The sequence below is a fragment of the Streptomyces sp. NPDC051940 genome (assembly GCF_040680895.1).
Lineage (GTDB): Bacteria > Actinomycetota > Actinomycetes > Streptomycetales > Streptomycetaceae > Streptomyces.
Genome location: NZ_JBFAXR010000028.1, coordinates 1 through 26,831, shown reverse-complemented (window position 1 = coordinate 26,831; position 26,831 = coordinate 1). Strand labels below are relative to the sequence as shown.

Genomic DNA, 26,831 nt, shown 5'->3' with positions numbered 1-26,831 from the left:
TGTTCCTAGATTATCGATCGTTCAATAAGGGCTCGGTGCGGTGCCCTGGACCTGCTCGCGGGTGAGCCGGTCACGCCCCACGCCGGACGGGCCCGCTTCGGTGCGTGACGACCCCCTAGTTCCAGAGGATGTCCGAATGAGCCCCATCCACCCTGTCGGTATGCCCGCCGGACTCGACTACCCCGACGCCCTGGTCGGGGACATCCTCGCCGGCACGGCGCGCCGCTATCCGGAGCGGGTCGCGCTGCGTGACGGCGAGCTGTCCCTGACCTACGCCGAGCTGTACGACCGTGCGCTGCGTGTCGCGCAGGGGCTCCGGGAGCGGGGGCTCGCGGCGGGGGACGCGGTCGCGCTGCACCAGCCGAACTCGCTGTGGTACACGGTCTCCTACTTCGGCGTCGTCCTGGCGGGCTGCACCGTCGCCCCCCTGAACCCGACCCTGCCGCCGGCGCTGCTGGCCCAGCAGATGGCCGACGCCGGCGTCGTGGCCGCGTTCACCCATCCCGCCACCGCGCCGGCGCTCGGCCAGGCCGGCACCGATGCGCTGAAGCTGGTGGTGACCGTGCCGCCGACTCCGGCCGCCCCCGCGCCGCAGGACGCACAGCCGCCGGCCGACGCGGTACCGCTGGCCGACCTGCTGCTCGCCGAGGCCGCCCCGGCCACCCGGGTCGCCACCGACGCGGTGGTCCACCTGTCGTTTACCGGAGGCACCACCGGCCGCTCCAAGGCCGTGCGGGTGCTGCACCGCAACGTCGTGGCCAACGTGATCCAGATGAACTGCTGGCGCTCCGGATCCCTTCCCGCCCTCGACGCCCACGGCGGCGTGGTGCTGGACCCGGTGCCCGAGGCCCAGACCGACAACACCATCCGGGTCGGTAGGGACACCTTCGTGGCCGTCGCCCCGATGTTCCACGCGCTGGGACTGGTCAGTCAGGTCGGAAACGTCCTCAACGCCTGCACCACGGTGGTCATGGGGCGCTTCGAGCCCACGCTGTTCCTCGAACTCGTCGACCGCCACCAGGCCAGCACCATGGTCGGCTCCCCGGCGCTGTTCCACGCACTGATGGCCGTCCCGCGGGACAAGGAGGGGGGATTCCCCTCAGTGCGTTCGGTGGTCAGCGGGGCGGCCCCGATCGACACCACCACGCTGGCAGGGATGCAGAAGCTCTTCCCCAACGCCTGGGTGGCGGAGGGCTACGGCCTGACGGAGGCCACCATCGGACTGTCCACGGGGACCCTTGAGCGCGATCCGTCCGTACCGCTGGGCACGGTCGGGGCCCCCGTCTTCGACACCGAGATCGAGATCCGCGGCCTCCTCGGTACGGACGGCGCACTGCCGACCGGGGAGGTCGGCGAGATCTGGGCCCGCGGCCCGCAGATCGCCGACGGCTACCACGGCGCGCCGGAACTCACCGCCGAGCAGTTCCGTGACGGCTGGCTGCGCACCGGCGACCTCGGCTGCTTCGACGAGCACGGGCTGCTGCGCATCGTGGGGCGGGCCAAGGACATGCTCATCTACAAGGGCTACAACGTCTACCCGACCCAGCTCGAGGAGCTCCTCAGCGCGCACCCGGCGGTCGCACAGGTGGCGGTGGTGGGCGCCGCGCGCAGTGACGCCGGCGAGATCCCGGTCGCCTACGTGGTGCGCACACCTGGCGGCTCCGGGACGTCCGCCGAGGAGCTGATGGCGTACGTGGCGGAGCGGGTCGCGCCGTATCAGAAGGTCCGCGAGCTGCACTTCCTCGACAGCCTGCCGACCTCCGCGGCCGGGAAGATCCTCAAGACCGAGCTGCGGAAGCTCCGCCGGGGCGCCGAGGGCGCCTGACACAGGGGGCGGCACCAACGCCGGGGCGGCGGGCAAGCCGGGGGCGCCCGCCCCCGGCGACGCCCGCTTCCGGGGCTGTCCGCTCCGGCGGCGCCCGCTCCCAGGTTGCCTGCCAGGGGCTGCGGTACAGGCCCGGGTTTCTGCAAGGGAAGGCGCAGTAGAGTGCCCCTCGCCATGAGCAGTGATCAGCGGGACGGCGGTGTGCGGCGCGACGCGCCGCTGCTCACGCTGCGCCTGCTCGGCGGGTTCCGGGCGGAGCGGCAGGGATTCGGGCCGGTCGCGGAGCGTTGGCGCCGCCCCAGCGCCCGTACGGTGGTCAAGCTGCTCGCCCTGGCGCCCGGGCAGCGGCTCCACCGCGACCAGGTCACCGAGTGGTGCTGGCCCGGTGCCGACACCGGGGCCGCCCGGCGCAGCCTGCGGGTCTGCCTGCACACCGCCCGCCACACCCTGGAGCCGGAACTGGCCTCGCGCGCCGCCTCCGCCTACCTGGCCACTGACGGCGACCTGCTGTGCCTCGTGCCGGGCGCGGTGCAGGTCGACGTGGCGGTGGCCGAACAGGCCGCGGTCGTCGCGCTGGACGCAGGCGACGAGCCGGCTCTGACGGCTGTCTGGGCGGCACTCGACGAGGAGTTGCTGCCGGAGGACCGGTACGCCGACTGGGCCGCCGCCCGCCGCCGGGAGCTGGACGCGCTGCGCCGGCGGGTCGCCGTGGCGCTCGCCGAGGCCAGAACCGCTGCGGGCCTTCCCCGGGCCGCCGTCACGGTGCTGGAGCGGGCGGTCGCCGACGCCCCGACCGACGAGCCGCTGTACCGGGCGCTGATCGCCGCCTGCCTGGCTGCCGGCGAGCGAGCCGAGGCAGCCGACCACTACCGGCGGCTGACAAGGGCGTTGCACGAGGAGCTCGGTGCGGAACCGGAGGCGCAGACCCGGGAGCTGTACAGCCGGGCCGTACGCAGGCGCCCCGCGCCGACCCCGCCGCCGGTGCCGCCGGCCGCGGTACGGCGCTCCGCGGGCACCCCGTTGCGCGGCCGTGACAGCACACTGGCCGCGCTGCTCGCCGGGCTGCCGTCGTCCGGGACACGGCGCGCGCAGGAGTCCCGGTCCCAGGCCTCTGCGATACCGCTGACCGTGGTGAGCGGGGAGAGCGGCGTCGGCAAGACCCGACTCGTCACGGAGGCCGCGCGGACCGCCGCCGCTACCGGGACCGCCGTGCTCTGGGGCGCGGCCCACGAGGCCGAGGGCCCGCTGCCGTACGGACCGTTCGCCGACGCGCTGGCCGGCTGGTTCGCCGACCGGCCCGCCGCCGAACGGGAGGCGGCGGCCGCCGCCCATCCCGACCTCGGCGCCCTGCTGCCCCAACTCGCAGCCCCGGGGCCGCCCCAGGTCCGTACCGCCGAGGAGGAGCGCGCCCGGCTGTACCGGGCGGTGGGGTCGCTGCTGGCCGGCCTTTCGACGCAATGGCCGCTGCTGGTGGTGCTGGACGATCTGCACGCCGCCGACCTGGGGAGTCTGCGCCTGCTCCACCATCTGGTGCGTACGGTCGACGGCCGCCCTGTGCGGTTTCTCGCCACGTTGCGGGAGGAGGACCTGCCGGAGGGCGACGAGCGCCGGACAGTACTGGCCGCTGCCGCCCGCCAGGGCCTGGCACACCGTGTCGAGCTGATGCGGCTCTCCCGGTCGGACTGCGACCGGCTCGCGGCGGACGTCGCCGGCGGTGACGGCATGCGGGGCGACGGCGCGGGGGCGCTGGAGGCCGACGTACTGGACACCGTCTATCGGCTCTCCCGCGGCAATCCGCTGTTCGCCGCCGAACTGGTGCGCGCCGTCGGCGAGGCCCCGAGCCGACGGGGGCCGCACGCCGAGCCGCTGCCCGGTCTCGGCGGCGGCATTCCCGAGTCGGTACGCGAGGTGGTGGCACTGCGGGCGGCCCGGCTTGCCCCACACGTCCGGCAGACCCTGGGGGTGCTGGCTGCCGCCGGCGGTGAGGCGGCGCTCGCGGAGGCCGCGGAGGTCGCCGCCGCCGGGCAGCACCCGCCGGTGGACGGCCCCCGGTTCGCCGCCGCTCTGGAGGACCTGGTGGCCGCCCGGGTGGTCGAGGAGTGCGAGGTCGTCCACTCCGGGCGCCGCGTGCCCGGCCTGACGTTCCGCCATCCGGTGGTGGGCCTGGCCGTGTACGAGCGGCTGACCGTGGCCACCCGCAGGCAGCTGCACCTCGCCTACGCGGCAGCCGTCCGCAGGCACCGGCCGGACGCGGTGGACGCGCTCGCCCACCACCTGGACCGGGCCGACGACCCCGAGGCGGCCGTCTGGCTGCGCCGCGCCGCCGAACGCGCGGCATCGCTGTACGCCGATGACAGCGCGGTCCGTTACTACGGCTACCTCGTCGCCAGGCTCGACGCCGCCGCCGAGGACGCCCCTGGGAGCACCGAGGCGGCCCTGGCCCGGCTTGCGATGGCCGAGGTGCTGATCCGGCAGGCTCGCCACGAACAGGCGGAACAGGTCCTGCGCGCCGCACTGTTGGCGCTGCGGACGGCCGGGGACCGGGATGGCGCGGTGGGCGCGGCCGCCCTGCTGGCTGAGACCCTGGGCCGGTCCGGCCGGGCGTCCGAAGGCGTCGCGCTGCTGCGGGAGGAGTACGGGTCGCCGGACGGCGGACCGCCGTCCGGGCTTGGACCGCAGGCTCTCACCAGCCACCAGCTCGCGCTCGCCGCCCTCTGGTTCCAGGTCGGCCGCTACGAGGAGGCGTTGGTCTGCGCGGCCCGGGCCGCGGAGGCGGCCTCTGCCGGCCCGGTCCGGGCTGCGGAGGCGGCCTCTCCCGGCGCGGCGCGGGCTGTCGAGGCGGCCCCTCCCGGCGCGGTCCGGGCCGCTGAGGCGGCCTCCCCCGGCGCCGCCGCCGGTCCGCGGTCCGACCTGCGGCGAGCATCCCTCAGCCGGGCGCTGCACATCCGCGCGGCCTGCCTGCTGCTCACCGGCCGCCCCACGGCCGCGCGTGCCTCGGCCGAGGAGGCGCTGGTGATCGCCGAGGCGTCCGGTGATCTGGCCCTGCAGTCACGGCTGTGCTCCATCCTGCGTGAACTGGCCGAGCGGACCGGGCGCGTGGACCGGGCCGCCCGCTACGCCCACCAGACGATCGCGCTGGCCGAGCGCACCGGCGACCCCGCCGCCCTTGCTTTCGAACGGGCCAACCTCGCGCGGATCCAGCTGGCGCTCGGCCGTCCGGACGAGGCCCGGAAGGCGGCGCGGGCGGCAGTCGACGCGGCCCGTCCGCTCGGCGCCACGTGGTGCCTGCCGTACTGCCTGCTCTCCCTCGGCGAGGTCGAACTGCGCGCGGGCCGGACCGAACCGGCCGGCACGGCGCTGCGGGAGGCGGACCGACTGGCGCGGATGGCCGGTGAGAGCTCCCAGGCGATCGAGGCGGCGCAGCTGCTGCTGGCGGAACTCGAGCTGGCTCAGGGCCGTTTCGCCGAGGCGCTGGCCCGGGTGGACGGCCTGCGCGGGGCGGCGGACGCGGCATCGCACGCCGGCGCCGGGCCGGCGGGCAGCTCCGCCGTACACGCCGTCGAGGCGGCGGCGCTGCTGGCGCTCGCAGACGCCGCCGGTGGTGAACGGGCGGCCCGCCGGGCAGTGGCTCAGGCGCGGGCGGAACGGGACCGGCCTGCGCAGACGGAGGCCCGCCGGGTGCTGGGACTGGCGCTACACAGCCTCGGCGACCGGGCGGCAGCCGAACGGCAGTGGTCCGCGGCGCTGCGGCTGGCGCGGGCGATGGGCCACCGTGCCGCGGAGGACCGGCTGCTGAGGGCAGGCGCGCGCTGAGGGGAACCGGCGGCCCACCGGACGCCTCCCGCGCGGGTGGCGGCCGGGCGGCCCGGTGGCGCGCCGCGCAGGACGGCTGTTCACACCTCGTACGCCTGGGAACTCCTCGGTAACACCCACGCCCTACGGTCACCGGAGATCCGGAACCGGCACCGAGGAGCCCCATGTCAGCGCAGCTTCCCGCAGCGGCCGTCGTGGTCGAGGCGGGTGGGGAGCCCTGGTCGAGGGTCGAGCCGCTGCTCGACCGCCGCACCGCGGAGGTCGCCGCGGGCGGGGTCATCGAGGTCGTGACCTCGGACCCGGGCGTGCGAACAGCGGTCGTCCGCTGGTGCGCCGGCCGCGGGGCAGCGCTCGAGGACACGGCGCACCGCGACGCCTCGACCTGCTTCCGGATACGCGTCGGACAACCGCCCCTCCCGGAGGAACTGTGAGACTCGCCCGTTCCGCGCTGACCGCCGCCACGGTGGTCGCGCTCGTCAGCTCGACCGGCCTGACCGGCGCGGGCGCCGCACCCGCGACCGCACCGGACAGCCCGGGTTCCGCCGAACCCGGCGCGACCACGGTGACGCTGATCACCGGCGACCGGGTCACCGTCACCACCGGCGCGGACGGCGAACCCGCCTACTCCGTGTCCCCGGTGCCCGGAGCCGACCGCACCAGTGTCACCTTCGAGGTCACCACGGTCGGCGAGGACACGTACATCCTGCCGTCCGACGTGGCCGACCTCACCGGCGCCGCAGCCGTGCTCGACCGCGAACTCTTCAACGTCACGCGGCTGCTGGCCGACGGGCTCGACGACGCCCACACCACTGCCCTGCCGCTGATCGTGCAGCGGGCGGACGGCGGCGCGGTGTCGGGGGTCGACGGTGTGCGCCAGGGCCGTGCGCTGGACGTGCTCGGGGCCCGCGCCGTCAAGCTCGACAAGGACGCCACCGCGGACTTCGGCGAGCACCTGGCCGCGGCGGACACCACCGCCGTTCCGGCGAAGGATGTGCGGGCGGCGAAGGAGCGGGGCTCGGTGGCGCCGCGGCGCCAGCTCGACGCGGACGCCGACGATCTCGCCGGGGTGAGCCGTATCTGGCTCAACGGGAAGGTGGAGGCCGCGGCCTGGGACACCAACCTCACGCAGGTCGGCGCCCCCGCCGCCTGGGAGGCCGGCGTCACGGGGGCAGGCGTCAAGGTCGCCGTGCTGGACACCGGTATCGACGCCGGGCACCCCGACCTCACGGGCAAGGTCGACGCGCAGGCCAACTTCAGCAGTTCGGCCTCGATGACCGACGTGGTCGGCCACGGCACGCACGTGGCGGGCACCATCGCGGGCACCGGCGCCGCGGCGCCCGGCATCCGGCAGGGCGTAGCCCCGGACGCCCGGCTGCTGATCGGCAAGGTGCTCGGCGACGACGGCCGCGGCGACCTGGCAGCGTCGGTCGAGGGCATGGAGTGGGCCGCCGAGCAGGGCGCCGACATCGTCAACATGTCGCTGGGCGCCGCTCCTACCGACGGCACCGACCCGGTGAGCACCGCGCTCAACCAGCTCAGCACCGAGCACGGCACGCTGTTCGTGGTCGCCGCCGGCAACGCCGGACCCGGCAGCAGCACCGTGGGCTCGCCGGCCAGCGCCGACGACGCGCTCGCCGTGGCCGCGGTCGACGCCACCGGCACCGTCGCCGCCTTCTCCAGCCGCGGTCCGCGGGTCGGCGACAGCGCGATGAAGCCGGAGATCGCCGCACCGGGTGTCGCCATCACGGCCCCCAAGTCCTCGGCGATGAAGGCAAGCACGCCCGACCCGAAGTACGTGACCATGAGCGGCACCTCCATGGCCACCCCGCACGTCGCCGGTGTCGCCGCCCTGCTCGCGCAGCGGCACCCCGACTGGTCCGGGCAGCGGATCAAGGCCGTGCTGATGAGCACCGCCACCGCCGCGAGCGGCGGGATGGACGCGGTCGGCGCGGGCGCTGCCGACGCCACCGCCGCCCTGGGCGCCCAGATCGTCGCGGAGGCCGGCAACGTCGGCTTCCAGCTCGCCGGCAACACGGGGCCGGTCTCCAGGACCGTCACCCTCACCAACACCGGGTCCGAGGCGGCCACCGTCAGCCTCGCAACGTCCGTCGACGGCACCGACCTGCCCGCGACGGCCCTCAGCGTCTCGCCGGCCGCGGCCGACATCCCCGCCGGTGGCAGCGTCACCGCCACGGTCACCGTGGACGGCTCGCTGGTCGGCACGCAGGGCGCCGCCGCCGCTCTGACCGGCGCGCTCACGGTCACCCCGGCGACCGGAACGGCCCTGCGGCTGCCGGTGACCGCCACCCGGACCCGCTGGCTCAACGTCACCGGGCACACCACCACCGGCGCCCCCGCCCCCGGCACCACCGTGTACGTGCTCAACCTCGACACCGGCGCCTACACCACGAGCCGGCTCGGCGCCGACGGGACCGCCCGCATCCCGGTCCTGCCCGGGCGGCTCGCGGTCTCCGGCACAGTCCAGGAATGGGACGACGCCGGCCGGCCGACCACCAGCCTGGTCACCACAGAGGTCACGGAAACGGGCACGACCGCCGAACTCGACGCGGACGCGACGGTGCCGATCGGCGCCCAGGTCGAAGGCAGGGCCACCCGCGAGGAGATGGCGCTCGTCAGGCTCACCCGGGTGAACGAGAGCACCCGCACGATCATCTCCAACGGCGTGCTGGCCGGCGGCGCGTACGGCCTCATCGAACGCGGCAGCCTGCGGATCACGCCCACCGAGGGCAGGGCCGCCGACGACACCGTGTGGCTCGACGAACACTGGGTGCTCGCCAACAAGGACAGCGACAACCGCACCGGCGACGCGACCCTCGTCTACGACCTGCTCTTCCACCGCGACACCGTGCCCGCCGACCCGGTGCACAAGCTCAACGGGACCGATGTCAGCAAGCTCGCCCGGCTGGACGTCGACTTCCACAGCATGAACGAGGACAGCCACCGCAACCAGGTGGCCACGACGGCGATCGGCGAGCAGATCTCCGGCCTCAACACGGTCACCCCCTCGTACGTCGCTGTCCCGCTGCACCAGACCCGGTACACCACCGCCGAGGACGTCCTGTGGGCGACCCAGGGCTTCCACTCCGACACCGTGCCCGGCGGCAGCCTGACGATGAACGTCGCGCAGGGCTACACCGCCTACGGCAGCGGCGAGCGGTACGAGCAGGACTGGTGGGGCGGCCCGCTCGGCGCCACCGCATCGGCCACGCTCTCGACGGGCAGGCTCGCGGTCAGCGGGACTAGCATGGTCGACTCCGACGGACACCGCGGCGGCTTCGGCGAGTTCACCTCACCGCAGCGGGGCAGCGGCGGGACCCGCGTCTACCGCGACGGGGTACAGCTGCCCTACTCCTCCGCGATCACCGTGGACGGCCGCACGGCCGCCTCGTACCGGCTGGAGCGCTGGTACGACGGTCAGGACGTCTTCCCCCTCGGCGGCCGGACGTCGACGGTCTGGGAGACCGAGCCGGTGGCCGTCGGCGCCGACGGAGCGGACACCGCGCTGCCGCTGGCGGAGCTGCGGTGGGACAGCCGCGACCTCGACCTCGCCAACCGGGCCCGGGCCGGTCGCGACACCCGGGTGGACGTGTACGCCACGAGCCAGGCCCTGGCGCCCGCGGACCGGCACGTCACCGAGGTGGAGGCCGCGTACACGACCGACGGCGGCGCCACGTGGAAGACCGCCGAGGTGTACCGCACGGGCTACCCGAAGAACCACCGGTTCACCATCGCGGGAGGGGAGCTGACCGCCGGTACCTGGGTGGGACTGCGCTTCCGCGCGGTGGACGCGGCCGGGAACTCCGTCGCACAGACGCTGCTGCGCGCCTTCCAGGTCCACTGATCCGCCACCGCGTGTCGCCGCTCGCCCCCGCCCGTATCGCACGGGCGGGGGCGAGCGCGTCCGTTCCCGCACCGCGCGGCGCACCCGGAACCGTCACTTCACCCCCCGGAGTCCCCCGACCGCATGCCTACGGCGTGGGCGCCTCCGTCCACGTGGATGACGGTGCCGGTGGTGGACGCCAGCAGGTCGGACAGCAGGGCGACGCACGCGTCGCCGACCGGGGCGGGGTCGCGGACGTCCCAGCCCAGGGGCGCACGGGCCGTCCACTCTCCGGCGATCTCCCCGAAATGGGGTTCTCCGTGCGCGGACACGGTGCGGACCGGGCCGCAGGAGACGAGGTTGACGCGGATGCCGCGTGGCCCGAGTTCGGCGGCGAGGTAGCGGGCCGTGGCGGCGAGCGCGGCCTTCGCGACGCCCATCCAGTCGTACCCGGGCCAGGCCCGCGAGCTGTCGAAGTCCAGCCCCACCACCGAGCCGGGCCCGGGCATCAGCGGCAGCGCAGCGGTGGTCAACGCAGCCAGGGAGTGTGCCGAGACGCGCAGCACGGGGCCGGCGTGGGCCCAGTCGGCGCGGGCGAATCCGGGGTAGTCGCAGGGGCGCGGGGCCCAGCCGACGGCGTGCACGACGCCGTCCAGGCGGTCGGTGTGCGGGCGCAGGCGGTCGGCCAGCGCCGCGAGGTCCCGCTCGTCGGTGACGTCGAGCGGGATCACCGGAGGCTTCGACACCAGCCGGGCCGCAGCACGTGCCACCAACCCCGGCCGCTGGAAGCACGTCAGCACGGTCCTGCCGCCGTGCTCCTCGACGGCGCGGGCGGCCGCGTACGCCAGGGAGTGCTCGTTCAGCACCCCGGCGACGAGGATCGTCCGGCCCGCAAGCAGCCCGCTCACGTGGCTCCCTTGCGCTCCAGGAGCGCAAGTGCGGCGCGGAAGCTGTCCATGTCGAGGGACTGCTCGATCTCGATCTCGATGTCGAACTCGTTCTCGATGGAGGAGACCAGCAGGACATGGCCCAGCGAGTCCCAGGTCCGCACCTGTTCGTAGCGCAGCTCCTCCACCACGATGTCCGGCGGCAGTTCAAGCGCGTCCACGAACACCTGGCGCAGTCGGGCTTCGAGCGACAAGGCAGTGCCCCTTTCGTGAGGGAGTACGGACGGCGGTTCAGCCGCCCGCGACGGCGGTGAGTACGTCGACTCGGCTGTCCCCGGTGAGTTCCACCTCGTGCGCGCGGCTCGCGGGCAGCAACTCGCCGTCGAGGCACAGGCGTACGGTCCTGCGTACGCCACCCGCCTCGTCCACGACGACCGGGCGCAGCCCGGGGTGCTCGTCGAAGAGCTGGCTGAGCGCGTCGCCGACCGTGCCGGCGTCGTAGTCGAGAGTGCGCTGGTAGTCCACGTAGCGCAGCAGGAAGCCGGAGAACTGGAACTGCACGCGATCACCCCTGTCGTGGCGGGTCCGGCGGCTGCGCCGCCGGGACGGGAACGGTCTCCACGGCGTGGCCGGCGAGGTCGCCGTCCGCCGTGAGCAGGTCGTGCTCGAATCGCAGTGAGGCGCCGAGTGAGCGGACCCGGGTGCGCACGGTCCCGTCGTCCAGGAAGCCGTACGGGCGCCGCAGGCCGTACTGCACCCGGCGCAGCGGGGCGCTGAGACCAGGCAGGAGCGCCGGCGTCGCACGGGCGTGGGCGAACACCAGGGTCTCGCGCGCGGCGCCCAGCAGGTCGGGGACGCTCTCGAAGTACCACTGGTCGCCGATCTCGCACATGCCGCGGTGGATGGTGAAGGGGTACGCGTGGCCGTCGTGGACGAGTTCGCCGTCGTCCGGTGGCGGGGTGCGGCTGAGGTAGCGCGGGGGCGGGTCGGCGGCGCGGCCCGGAGCGAGGAGCAGCGGCGCGAGCGCGGCCGGCATGGTGCCCGGGCGGGCGGCCAGGCTCGCGTCCGACTCGATGCGCACGCAGATCATCTGCAGCAGGACCCCGGCGAGGCGGCGCGGGCCCACCCGGATGTCGCAGCGCACCTGCTGGCAGGTGGGGAAGCGGCGCGGCTGCCAGGTGTCCACGTCCGTGCGCACCGAGAACGCCTCCCCGTCGAGGAAGTCGTGCGGCTCGTCGTAGTCGACCCGCACGCCCACCGGTACGAAGCCGGTGGCGTGGCGCGTGATGAGCGCGGCATGGCTGACGCCGCGGCAGCGCAGCCAGTGCGCCCAGCCGGTGAAGGCCAGCGACACCGCGGTGCGCGGCTTCAGCTGGTGGGCGGTGAACATGCCGCTGGTGTAGGTCAGTTCGTAGTGTCCGGGGTCCCCCGGGACCGCACCCGCCGTCATGCGCCCGCCGCCGCTTCCCGGTCCCCGTCCGGCCGGTGGCCGTTGTCCCGTGCCCGGACGCCGGCCCGCGCGTACCTCGAGAGGTCCGTGGCCGGGTCGAAGGCACGCGAGCGCGGGAGTCCGGCCGCCCGCCCCTTGGCCACGACCATGGAGGCGACGCGGCGGGTCGCCTCGTCGATCATCTGCGAGCCGAGCATCGCGGCGCCCAGGCCCAGCTCGCGGCTGCAGTACTCGTGCGCCTCCAGGACGAGTTCGGCGTGCTCGTACTGCGCCTGCGTGGGCACGTACACCCGGTTCGCCGCCTCGATCTGGGCCGGATGCAGCACCACCTTGCCGTCAAAGCCGAGAGCGGCGCTCGCCTGCGCCGCGCGGTCGAACCCGGCCGCGTCGTGGATGCGGAAGTACGCCCCGTCCACGGCCTGCAGGCCGTGGGCGCGCGCGGCGAGCAGGATGGTCGTCAGCGGCTGGTGGAAGGCGTCCGCCGGATAGCCGGGCGGCGGCTCGCCCACCTCCGCGTGCGCCATGCCCACGGAGGCCGAGTAGTCGCCGCTGCCGAAGACGATCGCCTCGGTGCGGCCGCAGGCGGCGGCGATGGCCGGCGCCGCCAGGACCCCCCGGGCCGTCTCCACATGGGCCTCGATCGCGATCCGCCCGGGCGCCAGGCCCTCGGCCCGTTCCAGCTGGGTCAGCAGGATGTCCAGCCAGTGCAGGTGCGCCGGCTCCTCGGTCTTCGGGAGCATGATCGCGTCCAGCCTGGATCCGGCCTGCTCGACGACGTCGATGACGTCGTGCGCGGCCCAGGGACTGAGCGGTTCGTTGACGCGCACCGAGACGGTCTTGTCCTGCCAGCCGCCGGCCCTGAGCGCGGCGATCACCCGGGCGCGGGCCTGCGTCTTGTGGTCGGCGGGTACGGAGTCCTCCAGATCGAGGAAGACGTGGTCGGCCGGCAACCCGCGGGCCTTGTCCAGGTACCGGGTGCTGACACCGGGCACGGACAGGCAGGACCGGCGCGGTCGGCGGGCTCGTGGGGGGTTCGGGTCGGTCATGGCCGGGAGGTCCTCCGGTACGTCGGGTGTGGTGCCGGTGCCCGCGCGCCGTAGGGGACGAGGGCGGTGAGGCGGGAGAACTCGTGCAGCAGGTCGTAGCCGTCCCACACCGGGTCGAAGTCCAGTGCCTGGCCGAGGGGGACGATGCGGTCGATGCCGTACGGGGCGAGCAGCTCGGCCAGGGCGTCGAGTTCGGGGCGCTCCAGCCCCCAATGGGCGAGCGTCTGGTCGGACGGCCGGATCAGGGGCGGGAGTTCGTCGAGCGAGGCGATGCGCCGCTGCACGAACGTGCCGGGGCCCGCCCAGCCGCGCCACAGCGGGGTGTCCGGCCCCAGCTCGGCGAAAGCGAGCCCGGTGTCGGTGAACGAGAGCGCCGGCACCGTGCCGTCGGCGGCCAGCGAGTACATCGTCACGCGCTGGTGGACCGCGCGCGAGGCGTCGGCCTGCGGCGGGCCCTCGCGTGACACGGTGGTGAGCCAGGAGCGCAGCTCGGCCCGGGCGACGGAGACCGACCCGGGGTCCGCGCCGGCCCAGATCACCGTACGGGGCGAGGCGCACGCGTCCTGGTCGAACCAGAGGGCGTCGCGGTACAGGGCTGCCGCGGCCTCCCGGCGCCCGTCCGCGTCGGCCCGCCGCCAGCCGGCTGCCGACAGCAGGACGAAGGAGGAGCGGTCCGGGAACGTCAGGTCCCGCGCACGCGGGCGCAGGGGATGGCCGCGCAGCGCGGTGACAGTCGCGTCGCCGCCCCAGATGACACGCAGGTCGCAGGCGTACGAGTAGGCCGCCGTGGTCTGGGCGTCGTGGCCGTAGCGCACCGGCCGCTGCGTGTGGCCGACGGCCGGGTCGGCCTCGGCCAGGGACTGCCGCACCAGCGCCACGAGCTCTTCGGAGGCGGCGCTGCCTCCGGTCGGGATCCGCACGATGTTGCTGTTGCCGGCGAGCGCCGAGAGCGCCCAGCCGTACACCAGCAGACCGTCCACGTTGGCGGGCGGGATGTGCAGGACCAGCCCGCGGGGCCGGCGCAGATAGGGGGCGCGGGGGTCCGTCGCGTCCAGCAGACGCCTGAGTCTGCCGCTCCCCAGGAAGGCCCCCAGCGGCCCGAGTTCGGGGTGGCGGCGGGCCGTCGCCGGGGCGCGCAGCAGTGAGCCGAGGCCGTCGAGCCAGGCCAGCACGCGCACGTCGCCGTGGCGCAGCGGGCCGCCGGGCGGGGCCTCGGCGAGGTCCCGCAGTACGCGCACGTGTCCCGGGGCGGCGCTCATGCGGCCGCCTGCGCGGTGCCGGAGGTGTCGCTGCAGCCCCGGGCCCGGGTACGCGGCAGTCTCCCCAGGACGGAGAACCGCTTGCCCGGCCAGTAGCCGTCGTCGACCCCGTGCACCACGCCCCAGTCCTCGGTCAGCAGCAGGTGGCCGGGATGGGAGCGCGGAACGGTGCTGACCACCTGGATGACACCGGGAGTGCCGGGCGTGGCCTCCTGCCAGGAGACCGGTTCGCGCACGATCACGTCGGCGAAGTCGGGGCAGTACAGCCCGTCGCCCTCCGGTCCCTCCAGGAACAGGGTGCCGCCCTGCTCCGTCATGCCGTAGTAGTCGTGGATCCGGGTGGCCCCGGTGTCCCGGCGGAAACGGTCGCGGAACTCGGCCCGGTCCACCGCCCGGTCGGCCAGCCGCTTCCAGCCGCCGCCGTGCAGGACGATGCCGTGTGTCAGGTCGAGCCCGTGCCGGTGCGCCAGTCCGTGGCCCAGCTCCCAGACCAGGGCGGTGACACCGCAGAGCAGGAAGGGCCCGCCGCCGTGCTCGGCGAGGAAGGCCCGGGCGGCCGGCGCGTCGGGGCCGCCCTCGCCGTCGAGCAGGAACACGTGGTCGCGCCCCAGCTGCATCAGCGCGCGGACGAGTCCGGCCCGCATGGACAGCGCGGTGCCCGAGCGCAGGACGTCGCGGCTGTCGGCGATGAGCATCGGCAGCCGCCGCGGACCGGTGACCTCCTGCAGGGTACGGACCACCTGCCGCATCTCGCCGGCCGCGGACGCCGGGTCCAGCGCGATCCGGGTGGGTGCTCCCGTCGTACCCGACGTCGACAGGGAACGCGTCGCCCGCCCCGGTGCGAGGCTGCTGAAGTCCCGCTCGCGCAGCAGGCCGACGGGCAGCCAGGGGAGGTCGGCCATCCGCTCCGGTACGACTGACGCCGAGTGGCCCAGTGCGGCCAGGAGGTTGCGGTAGGGGGCGCTCGCCCGGCGGTGGTACTCCGTCAGCTCGGCCAGCTCCGGCACCAGCAGGCGTTCCCGCTCGGCCTGGGGGAGGGTGAACACGCTCATCAGGTAGCCTCCAGCGCCCGGTAGTCGACCTTCCCCGTTGCCAGCAGGGGCAGCGGGCTGAGCGGGCGTACGGCGCACGAGCGGGGCGACAGCCGCAGCCGCTCCGACAGGCGGGCGGACAGCGCCGCCCAGTCGGCCGCCGCCACATCCGCCTCGCACCACACCGTCAGCCGCTCGCCGTCGCACACCGCCGCCACGGCGCAGCGCAGCGCCGGGTCGAGGGCGGCCATCAGCTGTTCCACCGAGTCCAGGTCGACCCGGATCCCCCGTACCTTGCCGAGACGGCTGTTGCGGCCCGTGAGGAACAGATGTCCCTCGTCGTCGAGCCTGCCGCGGTCACCGGTGCCGAGCACGCCGCCGAGGTCGTCGCCGCGCGCCAGGTCGGCGGCGGTGTGCGCGTACCCCATCATCACGTTGGGCCCGTGGAAGACGACCTGGTCATTACTGTCGATGGTGAACCGCGTCCCCGGCAGCGCGGCGCCGACGCTTCCCGCGAGTTCGTCGAGGCGGTCCGCCGGGAGGACGGACATCCGGGCGGTGGCCTCGGTCTGCCCGTACATCACGTACAGCCCGGTACGTCCGGCACCGCGCATGCGCCCGCCCAGCTCCCGGGCCAGTGGCGGCCGCAGCCGCCCGCCCGCCTGGGTGAGACTGCGCAGTGCCGGATGCGCGAGCGGGTCCCAGTGCAGCCGGGTGAGCATCTCGTACGTCGCGGGTACGGCGCCGAACGCCGTCGCCCGGTAGCGGTCGGTGTCGCGCCAGAATCCGGCGGAGACCGGGGAGTCGGGGGTGACGACCAGCGTGGCACCTGCGAGGAGATGGGTGTTCAGCACGGCCAGCCCGTAGCCGTAGAACAGGGGGAGCCCGGTCAGGGACACCTCGTCGGGGCCGATGTGCAGAGCCTCGGTGATCCCGAGCGCGTTCGCCCGTAAGCCCCGGCCGGACAGCCGCACCAGCCGGGGACTGCCGGTGGTGCCCGAGGTGGCGAGGAGCACGGCGAGGTCGGGATGGGGGCGGTGGGGCATGGGCGTACGGCGGGTCCAGCCGTCGCCGTCCCGTTCGTAGCCGGCGGGCGTCCCGATGCCGTCGGGTGGGCCGAGGGCCAACGCCGGCTCGTGGCACCGCACGAGCTCCGCGACCGCTGCCGGCGACTGCTCCGGATCGGCCAGCAGCACGGGGCGTGAGGTGCGCAGGGCGGCGAGGTAGCGGAGCACGCTGACCAGGTCCCGACGGGCGAACAGCACCAGCAGCCCGGGGGGCCGTGCGGCCAGCTCCGCGGCGGCGGCGTCGACTGCCCCGTCGAGTCCGGCGCCGCACAGCGCCGCGCCCGAACGGGCGTCGACCAGCATGGCGGTGGGGGGACAACGCCCGAGAGGACCGGCCCTCACAGCTCCGCCCCGTCCACGCGCAGCACCTGGCCCGACACGTACGAGGCGGCGTCGCTCGCCAGGAACGCCACCACCTCGGCGACCTCCCGCGCCGTACCCACGCGGCGCAGCGCGCAGCGGGCCTCGTACGCGGCGACGGTCTCCTCGGGCAGCGCCTTGGCCATGTCCGTGTCGATCAGACCCGGCGCCACGGCGTTCACCCGGATGCCGCGCGGCCCCAACTCCAGTGCCGCGGAGCGCGCGAGCGCCGCCACTGCGGCCTTCGAAGCCGCGTACACCGCCTGTCCCGGCGCCCCGCGCTCGCCCACGGCGGAGGCGAGCAGCACCATCGACCCGCGCCGGCGCGGCATCATCAGCCGGGCGGCGGACTGCACGCAGGCGAGCGTCCCGAGCACGTTGACCTCGACCGTCTTGCGGGCGGTCGCGGCCGGGGTGCCGCCGAGTGGCGAGGACCGGAGCACTCCGGCGTTGGCCACCAGGACGTCGAGCCGCCCGAGGTCGTGCCGGACCACGCGGAAGAGCGCGGCCACCGACTCCTCCGCGGCCACGTCGAGTTCACAGCCCCGTACGTCGGCTGCGCCGGACGCCTGCTGGATCTCCTCGGCCCGGCGGGACGCCACCTCGGCATCTCGTCCGGTGAGGACGACGGTGAAGCCGCGCTCGGCGAAGACAGAGGCACAGGCGTGGCCTATGCCCCGAGTGGCGCCCGTGATCAGGCACACCGGGTTGGTCACCGCCACGTTCATCCAACCCCCGACAAGTTGGTGACGCTTGGTGTCTTCAGGGTCACCGAACGCGCCCGGCGTGTCAACGGCCGCCCGGCGGGCAGGCGCGGGGCGTCTGCGGTTCGGCAGCGCGCCGCGCCCCCTCACCGATCGCGGTGAGGGGGCGCGAAGGCGCCGGCCGGTTCCTCCGTCAGGCGGTGGCCACCGGGTGCGGCGGGGCGGCCCCGGTCGCGTTCGGCGTCACTCCACACCGCCCGCGAAGGCGCCCAGCACCCCCTGGATCGCGTTCGCCGGGACGGAGAGGTTCAGACCGGGGCGGACGGCGCCGGGGGTGAGCTTGTTGAGCTCCCAGCCGCCGCGGTTCTTGTCCGTCGCGCGGAGGTTCCAGCTGCTGGCCATGCCGGCGTAGAGGAAGCCCTTGTCCTCGAAGGGAAGGAATATGCGGACGCCGTGCTGGGCGCGGTTGCCGAAACCGTTCAGAGTCTCGGCGACCGCCGGCTGTGCCGGGTCGTCCATCCGCCAGACGTCACCGCCGCCGATGGAGTTGAACAGTGCCGGGCCGACCACCTTCTCGAGCGAGGTGCGGGTCGCGGAGGAGAGACCGAGGACGCGCTGGGTGACGAAGGCCGCGGGGGCCAGCGTGCCGGAGGCGTCGAAGGTGGACATGTAGAGCTTGTCCTGGAACGTGGTGAACGTCCAGGCGTACTGGTTCGCCGGGTTGCCGAACCCGGACAAACCGAACTTCGGGACCTGGCCGAGTCGGTTCGGCTTCTTCACCCAGAGCCTGGTGTCCGGGTTGTACACCGGCAGCAGCGTGTCTCCGTAGAGCAGGGTGACCTTCTGCTCCGGGGTACCCGGCTTGGAGATCCGGAAGATGGTGGCGGGGCGGGCGGAGTTCGTCATGTCCAGCATGCGCGCCGCCTCCGTGGACGGCCGGCCGTACGCGGACCACAGCGAGGCGGTGGCGGTGCCGGCGATGTGGTTGTAGCTGCCGACGTACAGGTCGCCGCGCCACTCCTTGATCGCGCCCCACACGATGGACTTGCCGACCACCGGGTCCGGGTCGTACTGGTCCCAGGAGAAGAAGGGCTGCCAGGAGGCCGCGTCGGCCGCGGTCAGGCCGCCGGCCGGGATCTCCGGGCTGATCCAGAGCTTCGCCGACTCGCCCACCGCGCGGGCGTCCTCACCCCACTTGATGCCGGGCCAGCCCGAGACCACCAGGCGGTTGCCCATGGTGGTGAGGTAGCCGGCGTCGTTGGCGAGCGTGCCGACCGTCTCGAACCGGAACGGGTCCGCCTTGTCGCCCGTCCAGCGCAGGATGGTGCCGGAGGTGCCGTTGGACGAGCGGCCCGCGATGTAGAGGTTGCCGTCGGAGGCCACCACGGCCTGGCGCGCGCTGATCAGGTCCGTACGCAGCGCGGACCCGAGGAACCTGCCGGTGCTGCCCTCGAAGGCGAAGACCGACAGGCCGGCGCGCGGGTCGGTGGGGTTGGCCGTCTTGATGCCGAACATGAAGACGACGTCGTTGGCCGCGGCCGCGCCGCGCAGGCCCGCGGCCTGCTGGAAGAGGGTGTCGTCCGTGGGCGAGACGTCCTCGGTCCGCTGGGTGTCGGCGTTGACGCGCAGCACCCGCGACAGCCGGGAGTCGCCCATCCGAGGGCCGAAGACCGGTGTGCCCGCTCCCTCGCCGAACTCGCAGACGTTCCCGTCCTCCAGCAGGGCGGGCGTGGGCTCGGGGTTCATCTGGCCCTCGGCGCCGCAGATGGCGTTGGCCGAGGTGCCGAAGTACGCGAAGTCGCCGGAGCGGACGCCGCTCCACATGTAGCCCTCGTTGATCTTCTCCTGGTAGCCCGTGGCGCAGGAGCCGTCCGCGGCGGGGGCGATGTCGTCGCCGATCGACTTGAAGCACTCGTCGACCGGGGCGGTGGCTGCCTTGGTCACATCGAGGGCGGGGCCCGCGAATACTCCGCCCAGGGGGCTCTCGGTGGCCGCTCCGGCCGTGCCGACGGAGGTGGACCCGAGGATTGCCGATGCGGCCACGGCCACGGCGAGTGCCTTCGGCGTGCGGGCGACGCGCCCCATGGTGTGGCTGGTGTGGTGGGTGGTGTTCAAGGGCAGCGTTGACTCGTCCACATTAGACAGAGAGGGACAGCACCAACTCGGCCATGGGCCGTCCTGTTCGCGTCACGGCATTCAATCTAGTGACTTCTTCGTGCCTGATCGGACTCGGGTTGCCTGTAGCGGGAACGGGCGGGAACGGGCGGGAACGGGCGGGAACGGGCGGGAACGGGCGGGAACGGGCGGGAACGGGCGGGAACGGGCGGGAACTGTAGTCCGTGCCCGGCTCGGATCTGGATCCGCCCTGTGCGGGCATGCCCGCCGACACCGCTGATTGGATCATTTCACACGGCATAAGGTGATGATTTACGGTATATGCGCTCAAATAATCGCCAGGCTGTGATCCTCTCCGTACGGTCGCCTCCATGGACTCCCGGTACTCGGCCATGCGGCGACGCGACCTCCAGACGCCACGACGGAAACAGACGCAGAGGCGCCGCCGGCGCTGGACCCGGGGGGCGGGCGCGTTGCTCGCGGCGGCGGTGCTGTGGGGTGGTGCCGCCCTCCCCGGCGCGGCGTCGGACGACGGGGCCGCAGGCCGGGCACCAGGTACCCGGCACGCGGCACCGGACGACGGCGCCCTGATCGCCTGGGTCGGCCCCACCCGGCCGCCGACGCTGATGACCCTGCAGGCCGCGCTGACAGCCGCGGCCGACGGGGACACCGTGAACGTCCTGGACGGCAACTACGTCTTCGCCAATACACTCACCGTCACCAGCCGGGTGACGCTGACCGCCGCGGGCTCGGCGCAACTGACCGCCCTGCTGTCGGTCACCGGCGGCGGCCTCACCACCACGAACACCACCCTCGCGCCCACCGCGTCCGCCAAGGCCGTGGTCACCGCCACCGCGAGCGGAGCGGAGCTCACCGGTCTGACCGTCGTCAACCCGGCGAACCTGGCGAGTGTCACCGGCATCCTGCTCAGCGGCACCACCACCGCGACCACCATCACCGGCTTCGGCTTCGACAACGGCGACAACGCCGCCAACGGAACCTCCCAGGGCATCAACGCGGCCAACGCCACCGGCGTCGTCGTCGACGGTGCCGACATCAGCGGCGTCACACGGGGCTTCACGATGACCGCCGCCCGCACCGGCACCGGCCCGCGGTTGTCCGACTCCACGATCGAGGCCACCACCCTGGGTGTCCACACCGGCGCGACCACCGGAGCCACCTTCGACCAGGTCACCGTCACAGGCACCTCCCACGCCGCCTCGTACGGCGTCAACCTCGCCGGTTCCACCGGCGTCGTCATGACGGACGTGACCGTCACCGGCTACCAGTACGGCATCGCCACCGCCGGCGCGACGACCGGCACCGGGCCGCAGCTGACGGGGGTGACGGTCAAGGAGATCACCACTACCGGCATCAGCCTCGGCGCGACCACCGGCGCCGCCCTCACCCGCGTCACCGCCGAGGGCACCTCCGCCAGTCCCTCCACCGGCATCCAACTGGCCGGTTCCAGTGGCGTCGTCATCGACAACCCCGTGGTCAGCGACTTCGCCACCGGGATCGGTGCGACCTGGGTCGCGGCCGCCGGGCAGACGCGCACCGGCCCCACTGTGACCGGCGGCCGGATCGAGCGCTGCAGCAGCGGCCTCGGCGCGGCCAACACCACCGGGATGACCGTCAGGGGCACCACCATCGCCCTGACCCCCGGCGCCTCGGGCAAGGGCGGGACCGGCATCGCCGGCCACGAGGTGGCCCAGGCCACCGTCGAGAACGTGAGCATCGACGGCGTCTCGTACGAGCCGATGCCGTCCGGCGGCTCCAACGCGATCCGCTTCTACTACTCCGACGGCGTCACCGTGCGGGACGTCACCCTCACCGAAGGCGCGACGGGTTTCTACTGGGACATGACGAGCGACGTCACCGTCACCCGCGCCACCGTGCGGGAGATGGACTGGTACGCGACCTACACGGAGTCCGTCACCGGACTCACCGTCACCGACTCGACGTTCGAGGACAACGAGGGGGTCGCCAACCTCACCATCAACCCCTCCAGCAGCGCCAACGGCCTGAACAGGATCCAGAACAGCAGCGATGTCACCTTCGCCGACAACGTGCTGACCGACAACCCCTTCGGCGTCTACATCCCGTACGGCTCGCACGACGTGCGCTACCTGCGCAACAAGGTCGCCGGCGGCCCCGCCGACTTCGTCCTGCTCCTGTCTCCCGCGCACGACGTGCTGATCGAGGACAACGACATCGCCTTCACCCCGCGCACGGACTCCGCCGCCGCGGTGAAGGTCACCACCCTGTACGAGAACCTCGACCCGGCGACCTACCCCAACACCCCCGAGGACCAGCAGTCCCGCTCCTCCTCGGACATCGGGATGCTCGGCAACACCTTCACCGGCTCCGGGCCGATGCTCCAGCTCGGCGCACCGGCCTCCCCCACGCGGGCCGCCGTCTCCGACTGGCGGGTGATGCGGGACACCGTCGAGGTCTCCGGCAACACCTTCCCCAGGGACTCGGTCGCGATCCGCACCTACCCCAACGCCGAGCAGGGCCAGGACGCCTACCCGGGCAACGACATGATCGGCGGGAACACCGCCGCCGACGCACGCGACGGCGGCAGCCGCGGCCCCAACGACTGGGGAAGGCCCTGCGGCCCCCGCGTCACCGCCGGCGGCACCCAGAGCTCCGCCGACCCGATGATCTACAACGCCGGTGGGGCGTGGATCCACGAGACCCGTGAGCCGCAGGTGCTGTACCCGACCCGGTGCGCCGAGGCGAACCTGACGCTCACCCAGACTCCGCCGCAGCCCTCGCCCGCCCGCCCCGGCGACGAGGCGACCTTCACGCTCGTGCCGCACAACGACGGCCCCGCCGAAGCGGGGGCCGGATGGACCGTCACGGTGGTGCTGCCCGAAGGGCTGGAGCTGATCTCGATGGCCGGCCCGGAGTACACCTCCGACGGGGCCACGGCGACCGGCGGTGCACCCCTGGAGGCCGGGACCGACGGTCCGGTGCTCACGGTGCGCGTCCGCGTCACGGCGACCACCGCTACGGAACTGCACAACGTCGCCTACATCACTCCGGCCCCCGGCGACGTACCCGAGAGCAACCCGCTCGTCGTGCCGGACCTCACGACGGACCCGGACACCAGCGCGACGGACAACGACGCTCAGGGCTACCTCCTCGTCTCCCCGGTGGAGCCCACGCCCACCCCGACGCCTCCCACACCTACGCCCACACCTCCGACGCCCACCCCGGACCCGCATCCCACGGACGACCACCACGCACTGCCGGACACCGGCTCCACGCCGTGGGCCCCGCTGCTGGCGGTGGTCGGCGCGGGTCTGCTGGTGTCGGCCGGGCTGGTGCTGACCGCATACCGCAACAGGCGTCGAGTGCGCCGCTGACCGCGCACGCGCCGCGCCCCCCACCCCCCGCCCAGGAGGGGGTGTCACACGCCGGCGACGACGGCGTGGCGTCCGGTGATCCCCAGGTCCGCCTCGATCCGTGCGGCCGTGTGCACCAGTGCCGGGAGCAGTTCGTCCCGGCACTGGTCGTGGGAGCGGCGGTCGGCGTGCATCGCCACGTTGACTGCGGCGACCACCCGCCGGTGCCGGTCCCGGACGGGGACCGCGACCGAGCGCAGGCCGTCCTCCAGTTCCTGGTCGACGACGGCGTGTCCGTCCGCGGCCACCTGCTCCAGGATGTCCGTGAGCCCGGCCACCGAGGTGACCGAGTGCCGGGTGTACGGCGTCAGCCGGGCACCGCTGACCACCGAGGCCCGCTGCCCGGCGGGGAGTCCGGCCAGCAGCACCCGGCCGGTGGCCGCCACATGGGCGGGGCCGCGGGTGCCGACCGGGATGCCGACGCTCATGACGCCCCCGGCCGGGACTGTCGCCACATAGCGGATGCGGTCGCCGCGCAGCACCGCCAGCGACGCGGTCTCGCCCACACGTCCGGCCAGTTCCACCAGATGGGGCCGGGCGACCTGGGGAAGCGTCAGCGCGGACAGCGGAGCGTACCCGAGTTCCAGCACCTTGGAGGTGAGCCCGTGGCGCCGGCTCTGCGAGGCGACGTACCCCAGGTGCTCCAGGGTGATCAGGGCACGCCGGACCGTGGGCCTCGGCAGCCCTGTGAGCGCGGCGACAGCCGCCAGCGTCAGGTGTTCGCGGCCCTCCCCGACGGTCGTGAGCACGGTCAGGCCGCGGGCGAGGGACTCCACGGACTCCGGCCCGAGTCCGTCCCGGCCCGGGTGGGGCTGGTCCCCGGGCGGCGGCGGGGCCGTCGAGCAGGCCGGGGCGGGAGGAGCGTCGGACAGCGCTCCGGCCATCTCCTCGACGGTGCCGCGCAACCGCGGCAGCACGGCGTCCGCCAGTGACGAGGCGGTGCGGTGCCGGCTCGTGTGGCTGACCACACTGACGGTGTACAGCGGCCGCCCGCCGGAGGCAGGAACCGGCATCGCGACGGCGATCAGCCCGGGTTCGAGGAGCTCGTCGTCGAGGGACCAGCCCTGCCTGCGGGCGGCCTCCGCGCGGGCCCGGAAGCGCGAGGCGCGGTCGCCGGGAGACGCCGGGCGAACGGTGTCCGGGCCCGCCGCGGACTGCCCGCCCCGGAGCTGCCAGGCCTGCTCGTCCCACGCCGCGGCGAAGAGGCTGCCCGCCGCGGTGCGGTCGGCGGGCAGCAGATCGCCGGTGCGGAACGCGGGGGAGACCGCCCGGCGCCGGGTGGCATGATGCACCACCCGCACCGCGTCCGATTCCGGTACGGCGACGACGACGGACTCGTCGAGCACCGCGGCGAGGGCGTCGGTGGGCGCCCCCAGCAGGTCGGGGATCCGGCAGGCGGCGAGCCAGGCGTTCCCCAGCTCCATCGGCCGGGGCGTGAGGACGGCCTCCCGCCCCTCGAGGCGCACATGTCCGGTACGGACCAGAGTGCCTACGACGCGGTCGGCGGTGGACCGGGCCAACCCGGTACTGCGGGCGAGGCCACTCACCGCGCACCGCCCGTTCCCCGCCGCGAGTTCGCGCAGCACCGCGAGCCCGCGGATCAGGGGTCGCACGGCCTCCGGGGGAGGGGCGGCGGCGAACGGGGACATGGGCGCTCCGATGGACAAGATCTCGCGAATACCAGCGAATCGTCCTATGCGCCGTGGACCTGCGTCACTGTGACGTCCACCGCTCCGGGAGCGGTCGCGGCTTTGCGACGCGCCCCTGGGGCGGGGGTGTCGGCTGCGACCTGCGTCACTCGCAGGCCGACGTGACATCAAGAGCACCCGGGGATAAGCGACATATGTCGAATTTCGACGTCCGTCACAGCGCGGTGTACGCGTGGCGAACAACCGTCCGTTGGTGGCAACGGGCGGTGCCTCCACAGGATGCACACAACCTCCGCGATCGGCGCGTCGAGGACGAGAGAAAGCACAGAAGTGACGAAGCGTAGATTTTCCGGACCCGGCGCGCGGAGCAGCAGAGGCAGGCGGCTGCTGGCCGTCGCCGCCGCGGCCGGCGCCCTCCTGAGCATGACCTCCGGTCTGTCCTCGGCGGCCCCCGCACCCGAGGGCAGCACCTTCCAGTACGGCCCGGCCCTGAAGTCGACCGAGGTCGCCCACGCCGCGGTCAGCGAGTGCTTCCAGGCGATCGGCGTGCACGCCCAGCCCGACGCCGACGGCTCCTGCCCCACCGGTTACCAGCGCAAGATCGACGGCGCCTACGTCTGGGCGGGTGCCCGCTCCGGCGACCACGCCTACTTCGGCACCCTCTCCAACGCCTTCTGCCAGGCCACCGCGGGCCTCATCGGGCAGCCCGGCCCGCACCTCGTCGAGGACCAGAACGTCTGCGAGTTCGGGGAGAGCAGCGGCGCCGCGGTCTACGGCCCCAAGATGGGCGACCTGCGCAAGCCGCAGGTGCTGCGGGTCAACGCGGACACCCAGCAGACCGAGGACATCACCCCCGACGACCCGCTGCTGGAGAACGTGGTCGGCCTGCGCGGCGCCGCCGCCGCCAACGACGTCGTCTTCATGTTCGGCGTCAAGTACCCGACGCTCAACGACTCCCGCCTGGGCCTCGCCGTCTTCGCCTTCGAGGGCAGCACCGGCAAGTACCTCGGCTCCCAGCTGCGCACGGACCTGTACTCCGCCCGCGGCGGCATCGAAGGCCCCGACGGCAACCTCTACCTGGCCGCCCGCCGGGCCCCCGTCGCCGGGGACACCACCGGGGGACTCGGCGGTGTCATCGAGAGGTGGACCGGCACCAAGTCGGACCCGTTCCACTTCGAGACCGTGGCCGTGCTGCAGAACGACGCGGGCTACCTCAGCACCTTCGGCAACCGCCTCGTCGTCTCGGGCTGGATGGGCACCCTGCCGGACAAGAAGTCGGCGGCGGTCGGCGGCCCGTCGAAGATCTGGATGAGCCCGGAGATCCCGGCCGGCGGCCTCACCTCCGCCGACAAGGACTCCTGGACGTCGGTCTTCTCCTGGGACCAGTACGACCCGGACCCGGTGCTGGGCAAGTCCGTCGTCTGGGGCGGCATCACCGAGTGGCGCGGTGACCTGTACGTCGGCAGCTACAACCACGCCGGCGTGACCGCGACCGAGTCGCTGTGGAACGCCTACGGCCAGCCGGCCACCGAGGCGGCCCGGATCCTGGACGTCACCAAGTCCAACCGCGCCACCGCGATCTTCAAGATCTCCAAGCCCGGTACCCCGGAGCAGAAGGTCACCGTCCTCTACGGCGACCGCGCGCTGCCGGTCTACAACCCCGAGACCAAGCTGTGGGGGAACAAGCCGAACCTGCTGGGCCAGACGCCGAAGTTCGGCGCCTCGGGCTTCGGCAACCCGTTCAACATCTACTCCTGGACCTTCCAGGTCTTCCAGGACAAGCTCTACATGGCCACCGCCGACATGTCCGGCAGCCTGATGGCGACCGCGTTCAGCGTGGACGCCGCGTACGACGTCTCCGACGCGACCGTCACCTCACTGGAGAAGGTCATCGGCCCGACGCTGTTCAACACCATCGGCGGCGGCGACGTCTGGCGCATGGACGACCCGGAGAAGCCGGCCGTCGCCGAGACCCTGACGGGCTTCGGCAACCACGCGCAGCACGGCGTCCGGGTGTTCCTCCCGTTCGAGGACAAGGGCGTGCTGTACGCGGGCATGGGCGGCGGCTACAACCTCCGTGACGGCGACAACAGCAAGGGCGGCTGGTCGGTCAACGCCCTGAAGCCCGGCACCCCGCGCACCCCGCTGACCTTCACCCTGCCGAACGGCGCGCTGCAGGGGCTGCTCGGCGCCGGCACGCTGACGGTCGGCTGAGCCGACGGCGGCAGCCGACTGTGCTGCGGCCCCGGGCCCGTCGCCGACCACGGCGACGGGCCAGGGGGTGGTGCCGGGTCTCCTCCCGAACCGCGAGAAACGCGTGGCAGATCGGAAGAGCGGCGTGTTGGGGAAGAGTGTAGATAAGCGGGTGTAG

General features: G+C 73.8%; 17 protein-coding genes. 6 read left to right on the top strand and 11 right to left on the bottom strand.

Annotated features, from left to right (window positions below; genetic code table 11):
- Positions 1-136 precede the first annotated feature (136 nt).
- The 4 genes from AB0M28_RS14095 (at position 137) to AB0M28_RS14080 (ending at position 9,500) form a co-directional block, all read left to right on the top strand.
- Positions 137-1,825: a class I adenylate-forming enzyme family protein gene (locus AB0M28_RS14095; protein WP_365403012.1), complete on the top strand. Its 1,689-nt coding sequence runs from the start codon at positions 137-139 to the stop codon at positions 1,823-1,825.
- A 174-nt stretch (positions 1,826-1,999) separates the two neighbouring features.
- The gene (locus tag AB0M28_RS14090; RefSeq protein WP_365403009.1) at positions 2,000-5,638 is read left to right on the top strand and encodes an AAA family ATPase; all 3,639 of its coding nucleotides are present in this window, start codon (positions 2,000-2,002) and stop codon (positions 5,636-5,638) included.
- A 164-nt stretch (positions 5,639-5,802) separates the two neighbouring features.
- A complete protein-coding gene (locus tag AB0M28_RS14085) occupies positions 5,803-6,069 on the top strand; it encodes a hypothetical protein (protein ID WP_365403006.1) in 267 nt (88 codons plus the stop codon).
- The gene (locus tag AB0M28_RS14080; RefSeq protein WP_365403003.1) at positions 6,066-9,500 is read left to right on the top strand and encodes a S8 family serine peptidase; all 3,435 of its coding nucleotides are present in this window, start codon (positions 6,066-6,068) and stop codon (positions 9,498-9,500) included. The genes AB0M28_RS14085 and AB0M28_RS14080 overlap by 4 nt, the downstream gene beginning before the upstream one ends.
- Before the next feature lie 98 nt (positions 9,501-9,598).
- On the opposite strand, the gene fabI is transcribed toward AB0M28_RS14080, so the two are convergent.
- From fabI to AB0M28_RS14030, 10 genes are all read right to left on the bottom strand, one after another.
- On the bottom strand, positions 9,599-10,387 hold the full coding sequence (gene fabI / locus AB0M28_RS14075) for an enoyl-ACP reductase FabI (RefSeq protein WP_365403000.1): 789 nt from the start codon (positions 10,385-10,387) through the stop codon (positions 9,599-9,601).
- Positions 10,384-10,620, bottom strand: a complete 237-nt coding sequence (locus AB0M28_RS14070; protein WP_365402997.1) for an acyl carrier protein — start codon at positions 10,618-10,620, stop codon at positions 10,384-10,386. The genes fabI and AB0M28_RS14070 overlap by 4 nt, the downstream gene beginning before the upstream one ends.
- A 37-nt stretch (positions 10,621-10,657) precedes the next feature.
- A complete protein-coding gene (locus AB0M28_RS14065; protein ID WP_365402994.1) occupies positions 10,658-10,927 on the bottom strand; it encodes a MoaD/ThiS family protein in 270 nt (89 codons plus the stop codon).
- 4 nt (positions 10,928-10,931) lie between these two features.
- Positions 10,932-11,756: a hypothetical protein gene (locus tag AB0M28_RS14060; protein WP_365402991.1), complete on the bottom strand. Its 825-nt coding sequence runs from the start codon at positions 11,754-11,756 to the stop codon at positions 10,932-10,934.
- Positions 11,757-11,812: 56 nt separating this feature from the next.
- Positions 11,813-12,862: a CoA ester lyase gene (locus AB0M28_RS14055; protein ID WP_365402988.1), complete on the bottom strand. Its 1,050-nt coding sequence runs from the start codon at positions 12,860-12,862 to the stop codon at positions 11,813-11,815.
- Positions 12,859-14,121: an acyl-CoA reductase gene (locus AB0M28_RS14050; protein ID WP_365402985.1), complete on the bottom strand. Its 1,263-nt coding sequence runs from the start codon at positions 14,119-14,121 to the stop codon at positions 12,859-12,861. The genes AB0M28_RS14055 and AB0M28_RS14050 overlap by 4 nt, the downstream gene beginning before the upstream one ends.
- Positions 14,118-15,173: an acyl-protein synthetase gene (locus tag AB0M28_RS14045; protein WP_365402982.1), complete on the bottom strand. Its 1,056-nt coding sequence runs from the start codon at positions 15,171-15,173 to the stop codon at positions 14,118-14,120. The genes AB0M28_RS14050 and AB0M28_RS14045 overlap by 4 nt, the downstream gene beginning before the upstream one ends.
- A complete protein-coding gene (locus AB0M28_RS14040; protein ID WP_365402979.1) occupies positions 15,173-16,522 on the bottom strand; it encodes an AMP-binding protein in 1,350 nt (449 codons plus the stop codon). Before AB0M28_RS14040 ends, AB0M28_RS14045 begins: the two co-directional genes overlap by 1 nt.
- A 35-nt stretch (positions 16,523-16,557) precedes the next feature.
- Complete coding sequence (locus AB0M28_RS14035; RefSeq protein ID WP_365402976.1) at positions 16,558-17,307, bottom strand: SDR family NAD(P)-dependent oxidoreductase; 750 nt, start codon at positions 17,305-17,307, stop codon at positions 16,558-16,560.
- A 219-nt stretch (positions 17,308-17,526) separates the two neighbouring features.
- The gene (locus tag AB0M28_RS14030) at positions 17,527-19,398 is read right to left on the bottom strand and encodes a hypothetical protein (RefSeq protein WP_365402973.1); all 1,872 of its coding nucleotides are present in this window, start codon (positions 19,396-19,398) and stop codon (positions 17,527-17,529) included.
- A 371-nt stretch (positions 19,399-19,769) separates the two neighbouring features.
- Here AB0M28_RS14030 and AB0M28_RS14025 point away from each other — a divergent pair, with 371 nt between their 5' ends.
- A complete protein-coding gene (locus AB0M28_RS14025; RefSeq protein WP_365402970.1) occupies positions 19,770-22,772 on the top strand; it encodes a right-handed parallel beta-helix repeat-containing protein in 3,003 nt (1,000 codons plus the stop codon).
- A gap of 44 nt (positions 22,773-22,816) precedes the next feature.
- Here AB0M28_RS14025 and AB0M28_RS14020 read toward each other — a convergent pair whose 3' ends face one another.
- Positions 22,817-24,460, bottom strand: coding sequence for an IclR family transcriptional regulator C-terminal domain-containing protein (locus AB0M28_RS14020; RefSeq protein WP_365402967.1), 1,644 nt, complete (start codon positions 24,458-24,460; stop codon positions 22,817-22,819).
- A gap of 423 nt (positions 24,461-24,883) precedes the next feature.
- On the opposite strand from AB0M28_RS14020, the gene AB0M28_RS14015 reads away from it, so the two are divergent.
- Positions 24,884-26,674: a hypothetical protein gene (locus AB0M28_RS14015; RefSeq protein WP_365402964.1), complete on the top strand. Its 1,791-nt coding sequence runs from the start codon at positions 24,884-24,886 to the stop codon at positions 26,672-26,674.
- Positions 26,675-26,831: the final 157 nt, after the last annotated feature.

Bases quoted from the DNA above. Each gene is read 5' to 3' on its own strand.
- AB0M28_RS14045 (WP_365402982.1), bottom strand. From the start codon at position 15,173: ATGAGCGTGTTCACCCTCCCCCAGGCCGAGCGGGAACGCCTGCTGGTG.
- AB0M28_RS14085 (WP_365403006.1), top strand. From the start codon at position 5,803: ATGTCAGCGCAGCTTCCCGCAGCGGCCGTCGTGGTCGAGGCGGGTGGG.
- AB0M28_RS14050 (WP_365402985.1), bottom strand. From the start codon at position 14,121: ATGAGCGCCGCCCCGGGACACGTGCGCGTACTGCGGGACCTCGCCGAG.
- AB0M28_RS14015 (WP_365402964.1), top strand. From the start codon at position 24,884: ATGACCTCCGGTCTGTCCTCGGCGGCCCCCGCACCCGAGGGCAGCACC.
- AB0M28_RS14035 (WP_365402976.1), bottom strand. From the start codon at position 17,307: ATGAACGTGGCGGTGACCAACCCGGTGTGCCTGATCACGGGCGCCACT.
- AB0M28_RS14055 (WP_365402988.1), bottom strand. From the start codon at position 12,862: ATGACCGACCCGAACCCCCCACGAGCCCGCCGACCGCGCCGGTCCTGC.
- AB0M28_RS14060 (WP_365402991.1), bottom strand. From the start codon at position 11,756: ATGTTCACCGCCCACCAGCTGAAGCCGCGCACCGCGGTGTCGCTGGCC.
- AB0M28_RS14020 (WP_365402967.1), bottom strand. From the start codon at position 24,460: ATGTCCCCGTTCGCCGCCGCCCCTCCCCCGGAGGCCGTGCGACCCCTG.
- AB0M28_RS14025 (WP_365402970.1), top strand. From the start codon at position 19,770: ATGGACTCCCGGTACTCGGCCATGCGGCGACGCGACCTCCAGACGCCA.
- AB0M28_RS14095 (WP_365403012.1), top strand. From the start codon at position 137: ATGAGCCCCATCCACCCTGTCGGTATGCCCGCCGGACTCGACTACCCC.
- AB0M28_RS14040 (WP_365402979.1), bottom strand. From the start codon at position 16,522: ATGCTGGTCGACGCCCGTTCGGGCGCGGCGCTGTGCGGCGCCGGACTC.
- AB0M28_RS14090 (WP_365403009.1), top strand. From the start codon at position 2,000: ATGAGCAGTGATCAGCGGGACGGCGGTGTGCGGCGCGACGCGCCGCTG.